Here is an 8,613-nt window from a genome sequence, read left to right on the forward strand (position 1 = left end):
CGACCAATCTGGAGGGAAAGAGGGATCAGTTCAGGATATCGGAAGCCCAGGCCACGGGCGTATCCGCCCCCAGCGCTGCGAGCGGTGCGCGGGCCTTCGTCGCGACCTCCGCGACCTCGGATGCCGCAATCGATCGCCAGGTGATCCCTCCCCCTGCCCCGACGCTCGCCTGATCCCCCTCGACGAGGATGCTGCGGATCACCATCGCGAGATCGAGGACGCCGTCGTCGCCGACGAACCCGAAGCATCCGGCGTAGACGCCACGCGCACCTCCCTCGAGCTCGTGCAGTCGCGTCATGGCCGAGAGCTTCGGAGCACCGGTCATGCTCCCCGCGGGCGCGGCTGCGGCGAACAGCGCTGCGACGTCGACACCGCGCGCCGCAGTGCCGCTGACGGTGCTGACGAGCTGGTGCACCGCCGGGTAGGTCTCGACCTTCCACAGTGCCTCCGCGCGGATGGTCCCGGGCACGCACACGCGCGACAGGTCGTTGCGCATGAGGTCGACGATCATGACGTTCTCCGCGCGCTCCTTCTCGTCGACGGCGAGCTCTGCGGCGAGCGCGGCATCCGCCTCTCGATCGGCACCACGGGGACGCGTGCCTTTGATCGGTCGGGTACGGATGACCCCGCCCTCCGCCTGAAGGAACTGCTCGGGGCTGGCGCTCAGCAGCGACCTCCCGCCGATGCGCAGGAAGCCGCCGTGATGTGCAGGGATCGCGGTGCGCAGTCTGCGATAGACGTCGACCGCGTCGTCCACTCCGGTCACGGTGAAGCGCGTGGTGAGGCAGAGCTGATAGGCGATGCCCGCACGGATGAGGGCGCGGCAGCGCTCGATGAGGGACGTGTATTCCTCCGGCGTGTGTCTGGCCGAGGCAAGACGATCCTCGGACCTCGAGAGCGGACGGACCTCCGAGGTCGACGTCCCGTCGAGGAACGCCGCCCAGTCGTCGAGATCGTCCTTCGCGAAGGCCCAGGCCGCCCCGTCGTCATGACGGACGGCGAGGAGGCGAGTCACCCGCAGCCACGCATCCCGGGCGCCGGGACCGCTCTGGCCGACCTCGGCGACGGGAGCCCCCGCTGTCTTCGCACCGCTCTCGTAGTCGTACCAGCCGACGCATCCGCCGCGGAACGGCGGCTCATCATCACCCCGCGTCATGGTCTCGTCGAGCCTCACTTCGCCGGGGAACGAGGCGCGCTCCCCGGTGCCGACGTAGCTCCATCCCTCGGCGGCCGCCGCTCCCGCATCCAGCCAGAAGACATCCGCATGACGCTCCTCGAGAGCGAGGAACACCGCTTCGGGGTCCACCGCACGACCGAGGAGGCGGCTGGTCAGTCGCTCTCGCACGTTCCCAGCCTAGGCGGCGTCGCCTCCCGTATTCTCGGAGAGTGGACGACCTCCTCCTCTGGCTGTTCGATGTGATCCAGTCGATCGATCCAGTCACGCGCACGCTCATCGCCGGAGTCGCCGTGATGCTCGAGACGAGCATCCTCATCGGGCTCATCGTTCCGGGCGACACGATCGTCATCATCGCCTCGATGGGAGTCACGAGCGTATGGGAGGCGATCGCGATGGTGATCGCCGTCGTTATCGGCGCTCTCATCGGCGAGAGCATCGGCTTCTGGCTCGGGCGCTGGCTGGGCCCCCGCATCCGCCGTTCATGGATCGGACAACGCGTGGGTGAGCAGAACTGGGTACGAGCCGAGAACTACCTCGCACGTCGCGGTGGCATCGCGATCTTCCTGTCGCGCTTCCTTCCCGTCCTCCACTCCCTCGTCCCCTTGACGGTCGGGATGAGCCACTACTCGTATCGACGCTTCCTCGCGTGGACCGCACCCGCCTGCCTCCTCTGGGCGACGGCCTACGTGAGCATCACCTCCCTCGCCGCAGGCAGCTTCCGCGAGCTGGTCGACCGCGTGCACTTCGCCGGCTACATCTTCGTCGGGATCATCGCGGTCTTCCTGCTGCTGATCTTCCTGGGCAAGCGGCTCCTCGGGCGTCTGGAGTCCCGTCACATCGAGGCGCCCGACGCAGACGCGCAGAATACTGCGGACGTGAAAGACTGAAGCAATGGCTTCTGCACCCCTGGCGCCCCGGATCCACTGGTTCGCGCGCCTCGAACACCGCTTCCACGTGTGGCGTGAGGGGCGAGCGCGCCGTCGCGGTCGCAGCGCCACCGTCCTCCCGTTCCCCGGGTACGGCGGGCCGGGCTGGGTGCGCGTCCTCGGGCGGGTGCTGATCGTCCCCCCGCTGCGCAAGGGCGACGACGGCGAGCCGGCGAGCATCCGCGGGTGGCGGAGCTTCGTCGGGATCCCGGTGAGCTTCGCGAAGGTCACCGTGACCATCGGAGACTCCGTTCACCATGTCGTCGCGGATCGGGGCGGCGTGATCGATTCGGTCATCCACGCCGAGCTCGATCCGGGCTGGCAGACCTTCACCTTCTCCGTCGAGGGCAAGGATCCCATCGAGGCCACCGCGTTCATCGTCGCCGAGTCGACGCGATTCGGCGTGCTGTCGGACGTCGACGACACCGTCATGGTCACGGCGCTGCCCCGTCCGTTCATCGCGGCCTGGAACTCCTTCGTCGTCGACGAGCACGCGCGCATCCCCGTCCCCGGCATGGCGGTGCTCCTCGACCAGCTGCTGCGACAGCATCCCGGCGCGCCCATGATCTACCTCTCGACCGGCGCTTGGAACGTGGCTCCGACGCTCCGACGGTTCCTCGGCAGGCACCTGTTCCCCGCCGGGTCGATGCTGCTCACCGACTGGGGCCCGACGCACGACCGGTGGTTCCGCAGCGGACGCGACCACAAGCTCACGAATCTCCGTCGCCTGGCGACCGAGTTCCCGCACGTGAAGTGGCTGCTCATCGGTGACGACGGCCAGCACGACGAGGCCATCTACTCCGAGTTCATGGAGGAGCACCCCGACTCCGTGAGCGGTGTCGCGATCCGACGGCTGCTGCCCGCCGAGGCGGTGCTGGCCGGTGGCCGCGCCGGGCGCGAACCGCACTCCGAGGACGTCGCCCCCTGGGTGAGCGCGGAGGACGGCGCCGGGCTCCGTGATCTCCTCGGCGAAGCCGGCATCCTGGACTGACATGCTGCTGCCCCGGACCACCTGGCTGGAGCGAGAGCGGGCGCACCAGGAGCGGGCGGACGCTCTCACCGCGGAGCACCGTGCGCGGGCGTCGCGCCGCGAGACCCACCCGGTCTGGGACTTCCTCTTCACCTACTACTCGTACAAGCCCGCGCAGCTGCGACGGTGGCATCCCGGCGCGGGCGTGGAGCTGGAGGATGCCGATGAGCGACGCACCTGGCGCTGGTACTCCCCCGGCAGGACTCCCGACGGCGCCGTCCCCGACCGGGACGCCTTCGCGGCGGAGAAGCCCGAGCTCGGGGCCCTCATCGAGCGGATGCTGCGCCGCACCGCCTCGAGACCCGGCCAGTTCGGATGCTTCGGCCTGCACGAGTGGGCGATGGTCTACCGCGCCGACGAACACCGTCATGCGGTGCCGCTGCGGCTCGGACAGGCCGGTACCGACCTCGTCGTGGAGAGCCACGAGCTGCGGTGCACGCACTTCGACGCCTTCCGGTTCTTCACCCCCGATGCGGTGCCGCGCAATCGCACGCCCCTGACGCGCGACGACCAACCGCTGTTCGAGCAACCGGGATGCCTGCACGCCGGGATGGACGTCTACAAGTGGGCGCTCAAGCTCGGACCCCTCGTTCCCGGTGAGCTGCTGCTCGATGCGTTCGAGCTGGCCCGGGACATCCGCCTGCTCGACATGGAGGCCGCCCCGTACGACCTCAGCGCGTGGGGCGTCGTGCCGGTGCCGATCGAGACGCCCGAGGGGAAGGCCGAGTACGTGCGCCGTCAGCGGGGGTTCGCGGAGCGCGGGGTGGCGCTGCGTGCGCGGCTGCTCGAATCGTGGCTCGGATCCGACGCACCGGCTGCCGTCTGAGCACAGCCTCGACCGTCAGTCGACCGCCTCGCACTCCGCGCACAGCGCCCACTCGGCCGTCGCCGCCGTCTGCTGCAGTCGCAGCGCCATGACGCGCGAGGCGGCATCGACGAGCCGCTCCTTCGGCACCGTGCCCGCCTCGACCGCAGCGGTGATCCCGGCAGCGATCTGGCCCGCCGTGTCGGGCGTCGAGCCCGCGATCATCAGCAGCAGGTCGCTACCCGCCGCGAGGGCCGTGACGGCGTTGGCCACGGGGTCGGCGTAGGCGGCGACTCCCGACGACGACAGCATGCCGAGGTCGTCGGTGACGATCACCCCGTCGAAGCCGAGCTCCTCTCGTGCGATCTCATGCCAGGCCGGCGACAACGATGCCGGTGCCGCATCGACCGCTGTGTACGCGAGGTGTCCGGACATGAGGAGCGACGCGCCGGCATCGACACCCGCCACGAACGGCACGGCATCGGTCGCGCGCCACTCGTCGAGCGTCTCGCTCGTCGACGGGATCGCGTGGTGGGAGTCGCCCGGCGCGGCACCGTGCCCCGGGAAGTGCTTGAGGGTCGAGGCGACGACCGGCTCCTGGGCCGCGGTCGCCGCGGCGACACGCTCCGCCGCGCTCTGCGGGTCGGCGCCCAGTGCGCGCCCGAAGATGAACGACGCGGAGTCGGCCGGCACGTCGGCGACCGTGCCGAAGTTGACGTCGAGTCCCGAGCCCGAGACGAGCGCAGCGCGCGCCGCGAATGCGGCGGATGTCGCAGCGACCGGCTGCGTCTTGAGCGACGTCGACGCCGGGTAGGTGTCCGCGCCGAGACGCGAGACGATCCCACCCTCCTGGTCGATCGCGGTGAGTGGCGGCGGGTCCGAGTCGCTCACGAGGGCGTCGACGACGCCCGTGACGTCTCCGTTCTCCGGCACGTTCGCGCCCATGAGGATGAAGCCGCCGAAGCCCTGCTGCATGTAGCTCGCGAGCGCTGCCGGGTCGGTCGTCGGGATGTGCCCCATGACGACACTCGCCGCCTGCTCGGCAGTGCTCATGCGCTCGACGAGCACCGCAGCGCGCGCATCGATCCCGGGGCCGCGTCCCGCGGAGGCGACTCCGCCGGGCGTCGATGCATCGACCGCGACCGCGGGTGACGACAGCATCCCCAGCCCGACGACGACCGCCGCGCTGATCACCGCTGCCCGACGCCACCTCATCGGCTCAGGCGCTGAGTGCCTCATCGATCGGGACGGCGCTGTCGGCGTCGCCGTTGCCGAAGCGGATCGTGCGTCCGAACGTCGACGGATTGCCGATCGACTCGGCGATGACCTGCGCCACGTCGGCACGCGAGACCTCGCCGCGCCCCTCCGGGTCGACCACGATACGCCCGGTGGGCTCGTCGAAGGTCAGCGTTCCCGGGCCGAGGATGGTGCCGTCGAGGTCGGTGCCACGCAGGTGCTCGTCGGCGGCCCATTTCGCGTCGGCGTACGGGAAGAACGAGTCGTCCTCGGGGATGCCGTGGTCGGCTTTCGAACCGATCCACGAGACCATGACGTAGCGACCGACACCGGCATCCGCCGCGGCATCCATCGTGCGGATCGCGGCATCGCGATCGACGGCGTAGGTGCGCTCGGGCGATCCGCCGCCCGCACCGGCCGACCAGACGATCGCGTCATGACCGGTGATGATCTCCGCGAGTCCACGCGTGTCGAGCTGCTCGATGTCGGAGACCAGCGCCGTCGCGCCCGTCTTCTCGACATCGGCGACGTGATCGGGATTGCGGATGACCGCGGTGACCTCGTCGCCGCGGGCGACGAGCAGAGGGGCGAGCAGCAGGGCGATGCGGCCGTGGCCGCCGAAGACGATGACGCGCGACATAGCTTCACCCTACGCGCCGGATCCGACATCGGCTCAGGTCAGCGGGGGCCTTGCGAACTGTCGATCACATATGCCTGCGGGTGCGACGGCAGGTAGCGCACGACCACCTGATCGCCCGACAGGTAGGCGTCGCGGTCGGGGTAGACGGCGGGCGTGAAGAAGTTGCTCTCGACGGTGTACTCGACTCCGGAGGCCGTCGTGAACGTGATCCAGTCGCCGTCGCGCGTGCCCGTCGTCGGCTGCCCGTGCTGGTAGATGTACGCGCGGGTCACGGGTACGCCGGTCAGGCTCAGGATGCCGATGACGAGGTTCGCGAGCATGACGACTGTGAGCACGCGGAACACGATCCGCGCGAGGCGTCCGCCCCATCGACCGCGCTTCGCGTGCTCTGGACGGAGCAGCCCCTCGCGCTCGCGCACTCGTCGCAGCGCACTGCCCGGCGTCGCGCCCGACGCCGAGAGCGCGAAGAGTCCGAAGAGCGAGAAGCCCGCGATGAAGACCATGGCATAGCCGTGCGCCGCCGGGAAGTTCAGCAGCCACATGAGGGTGTCGAGGATGTTCATCGGCCGGGCTCCTTCTCGATCGTGACCGCCACGGTCTGTGGATCCTCCCGCCGGTAGAACGCCCAAATCGGTGCGCCGACCTGAAAGCGCGAGATCGCCTCCGGGTACGCGAAGACGGTGGTCTCGGCCTCCCAGGTGGATTGTCCCTCCGGCGCCAGGAGCACCGTCAGGGCGAGTTCGCTCTGCCCCTCCAGACGTCGTCCGGTCGGTCGCACCGCGATCACGGAGGCCGGCACCTGCGTGCCCGTCGTCCGTGCTCGCACCTGACGCGGATCGATGAGCCCACGGTCGATGCGCCACTGCAGCACGGCCTCGCGCACGGACGGGTCGTTGATGTCGGCGAGCTCGACGGAGTCCTGGTCGCTGAGGCTGTAGCGAACCGGCAGCGGGTTGCCGACCTGCAGCGACGACAGGTCGGTCGGCTGCACGAGGGTGCGCAGCTGGGCGATGAAGTCGTCGCCAGAGCCAGGGGTGACGCGGATGAAGAGGTCGTACTGCGGCACGTCGTTGACGGTGAGGCCCGTGCGGGACACCTCGACGATGCGGCCCACCCCGATGTGCGATTCGCCGCGGAGCTTCCGGCGTCGACCGAGGCCCGACATGGTGCCGCCGAACGTGAGCAGGAGTCCCCAGGCGACGCCGATGATGATCGGAGCGCCGAGCGTGTCCTCCCCCGCGAAGGGCAGGATCGACTCGCGCTGGTCGACGCCGAACAGCCCTTCCCCGGTCCAGATCACGAGCCATGCCGAGAGGAGCAGCCACACGACCATGAGCGCGATGCGGATCATGTCCTCAGCGTATCGACGGCGCACCGCCGGGGTGGAATCAGCGGCTCAGAGCGCAGCAACCGCCCGCGCGGCGAGTGCCCGTTGCACGCCCTTGGCGGCCGCGCGCCCTGCCCGGTTGGCGCCGATCGTGCTCGCCGACGGCCCGTACCCGACGAGCTGGATCCGCGGATCGGCGACCGCCGTGGTGCCGCGACCGTTGCGGTCGAGCTGGATGCCCCCTGCTGCGCTCCGCAGGTGCAGGGGCGCAAGATGGCCGATGGCAGGCCGGAATCCCGTCGCCCAGAGGATGACGTCGACGCGCTCGAACGCGCCGTCGGCCCAGCGCACACCTTCGGGTTCGATGCGCTCGAACATCGGCCGCCTGTCGGCGTAGGCGCCGAGCCGTTCGGCCTCCCGCTCCTGCTCGCGCAGCACCAGCCCCGTCACGCTCACGACGCTCTCGGGCGGCAGTCCCTGCGCCACCCGCCGCTCGACGAGAGCGACGGCCGCCGCCCCGGCCTCCGGGGTGAAATCGTCGGTGCGCCAGACCGGCTCCCGACGGGTCGCCCAGACGGTCTCGGCGATCGGCGCGATCGCACCGAGGAACTGCACGGCCGACGCTCCCCCGCCCACCACGAGCACGCGCTTGCCGCGGAAGAAATCAGGTCCCGGGTAGTCGACCGTGTGGAACTGGTCACCCAAGAACGTCTCCATCCCCGGGTAGTGCGGCAGGAACGGATGCGTCCAGGTGCCGGTGGCGTTAACGATCGTGCGGGTGCGCCACTCGCGATTGCCCGCGTGGACGATGAGGACGCCGTCGTCGTCCGTGACCCGATCCACGCGCACCGGTCGCACCACCGGGAGTCCGTGGGCCCTCTCGTAGGCCGCGAAGGTCGCCGGCACCGCGACGTTCGCCCTCTCGTCGTCGCGCGGCGGTGCTGCGTCGTCTGGGAGCTCGGCCACGCCGTGCACATCGCGCATCGTGAGCGCATCCCAGCGGTGCTGCCAGGCTCCGCCTGGCCTGTCATCGGCATCCAGCACCACATGACGGATGCCGAGACGCGTCAGGTGGTACGACGCCGAGAGACCGGCCTGACCGGCTCCGATCACCACGCTGTCGAGGATGTCCACGCTCTCGTCAACACCCGACCGTGCGGTGTTGTTCCGTGCACCGCCGACGCGCCCGGAGTGCACGCCCCGATTGGTGCTGTGCGTGATCCGTGTAGTACTCTTTCAAAGTTGCTTCGAGCAGAAGGAAGCAGTTCTGGGCCTGTGGCGCAGCTGGTAGCGCACCTGCATGGCATGCAGGGGGTCAGGGGTTCGAGTCCCCTCAGGTCCACATTGTGTTGAGTCGCGACATAGGCGACGTGTGAGTCGCGACATAGGCGACTAGTTGGAGGAAGAGCTCGGCCATCGGCCGGGCTCTTTCTGCGTGTTGCGCCAGTAGGTTTTGGTGGGGTCGATGGTGT

Annotated in this window: 9 protein-coding genes and 1 tRNA gene; 4 read left to right on the top strand and 6 right to left on the bottom strand. The window is 69.7% G+C overall.

The features are described 5' to 3' along the window. Positions 1-25 precede the first annotated feature (25 nt). A complete protein-coding gene (locus M3195_RS13295; RefSeq protein WP_251588226.1) occupies positions 26-1,345 on the bottom strand; it encodes an anthranilate synthase component I family protein in 1,320 nt (439 codons plus the stop codon). Between the two features lie 41 nt (positions 1,346-1,386). Here M3195_RS13295 and M3195_RS13300 point away from each other — a divergent pair, with 41 nt between their 5' ends. From M3195_RS13300 to M3195_RS13310, 3 genes are read left to right on the top strand one after another with little or no spacing between them, the layout of a single operon-like run. Beyond that, entirely contained in the window at positions 1,387-2,064 is a 678-nt protein-coding gene (locus M3195_RS13300; RefSeq protein ID WP_251588227.1) for a DedA family protein, read from the top strand. 4 nt (positions 2,065-2,068) lie between these two features. Then, the gene (locus M3195_RS13305; protein WP_251588228.1) at positions 2,069-3,094 is read left to right on the top strand and encodes an App1 family protein; all 1,026 of its coding nucleotides are present in this window, start codon (positions 2,069-2,071) and stop codon (positions 3,092-3,094) included. A gap of 1 nt (position 3,095) precedes the next feature. Then, positions 3,096-3,959 carry a 3-methyladenine DNA glycosylase gene (locus tag M3195_RS13310; protein ID WP_251588229.1) on the top strand — a complete coding sequence of 288 codons (864 nt, stop codon included), beginning with the start codon at positions 3,096-3,098 and terminating at the stop codon, positions 3,957-3,959. A 15-nt stretch (positions 3,960-3,974) separates the two neighbouring features. Here the strand turns inward: M3195_RS13310 and M3195_RS13315 are convergent, their stop codons facing one another. The 5 genes from M3195_RS13315 to M3195_RS13335 are packed head-to-tail and all read right to left on the bottom strand — an operon-like array spanning position 3,975 to position 8,275. Beyond that, complete coding sequence (locus tag M3195_RS13315) at positions 3,975-5,153, bottom strand: glycoside hydrolase family 3 N-terminal domain-containing protein (RefSeq protein WP_251588230.1); 1,179 nt, start codon at positions 5,151-5,153, stop codon at positions 3,975-3,977. Between the two features lie 4 nt (positions 5,154-5,157). Beyond that, the gene (locus tag M3195_RS13320) at positions 5,158-5,814 is read right to left on the bottom strand and encodes an SDR family oxidoreductase (protein ID WP_251588233.1); all 657 of its coding nucleotides are present in this window, start codon (positions 5,812-5,814) and stop codon (positions 5,158-5,160) included. Positions 5,815-5,852: 38 nt separating this feature from the next. Next, on the bottom strand, positions 5,853-6,377 hold the full coding sequence (locus tag M3195_RS13325) for a DUF3592 domain-containing protein (RefSeq protein ID WP_251588235.1): 525 nt from the start codon (positions 6,375-6,377) through the stop codon (positions 5,853-5,855). Beyond that, complete coding sequence (locus M3195_RS13330) at positions 6,374-7,165, bottom strand: hypothetical protein (protein ID WP_251588237.1); 792 nt, start codon at positions 7,163-7,165, stop codon at positions 6,374-6,376. Before M3195_RS13330 ends, M3195_RS13325 begins: the two co-directional genes overlap by 4 nt. Before the next feature lie 45 nt (positions 7,166-7,210). Then, entirely contained in the window at positions 7,211-8,275 is a 1,065-nt protein-coding gene (locus M3195_RS13335; RefSeq protein ID WP_251588240.1) for a flavin-containing monooxygenase, read from the bottom strand. Positions 8,276-8,410: 135 nt separating this feature from the next. On the opposite strand from M3195_RS13335, the gene M3195_RS13340 reads away from it, so the two are divergent. Continuing rightward, positions 8,411-8,483, top strand: a tRNA-Ala gene (locus M3195_RS13340). The last annotated feature ends 130 nt before the right edge of the window (positions 8,484-8,613 follow it).

Source organism: Microbacterium hydrocarbonoxydans (assembly GCF_023715885.1).
GTDB lineage: Bacteria > Actinomycetota > Actinomycetes > Actinomycetales > Microbacteriaceae > Microbacterium > Microbacterium hydrocarbonoxydans_C.

What these genes read in the sequence shown, in the direction of transcription:
- M3195_RS13305 (WP_251588228.1), top strand. Translation starts at nt 2,069, where the DNA reads ATGGCTTCTGCACCCCTGGCGCCCCGGATCCACTGGTTCGCGCGCCTC.
- M3195_RS13310 (WP_251588229.1), top strand. Translation starts at nt 3,096, where the DNA reads ATGCTGCTGCCCCGGACCACCTGGCTGGAGCGAGAGCGGGCGCACCAG.
- M3195_RS13330 (WP_251588237.1), bottom strand. Translation starts at nt 7,165, where the DNA reads ATGATCCGCATCGCGCTCATGGTCGTGTGGCTGCTCCTCTCGGCATGG.
- M3195_RS13315 (WP_251588230.1), bottom strand. Translation starts at nt 5,153, where the DNA reads ATGAGGTGGCGTCGGGCAGCGGTGATCAGCGCGGCGGTCGTCGTCGGG.
- M3195_RS13320 (WP_251588233.1), bottom strand. Translation starts at nt 5,814, where the DNA reads ATGTCGCGCGTCATCGTCTTCGGCGGCCACGGCCGCATCGCCCTGCTG.
- M3195_RS13325 (WP_251588235.1), bottom strand. Translation starts at nt 6,377, where the DNA reads ATGAACATCCTCGACACCCTCATGTGGCTGCTGAACTTCCCGGCGGCG.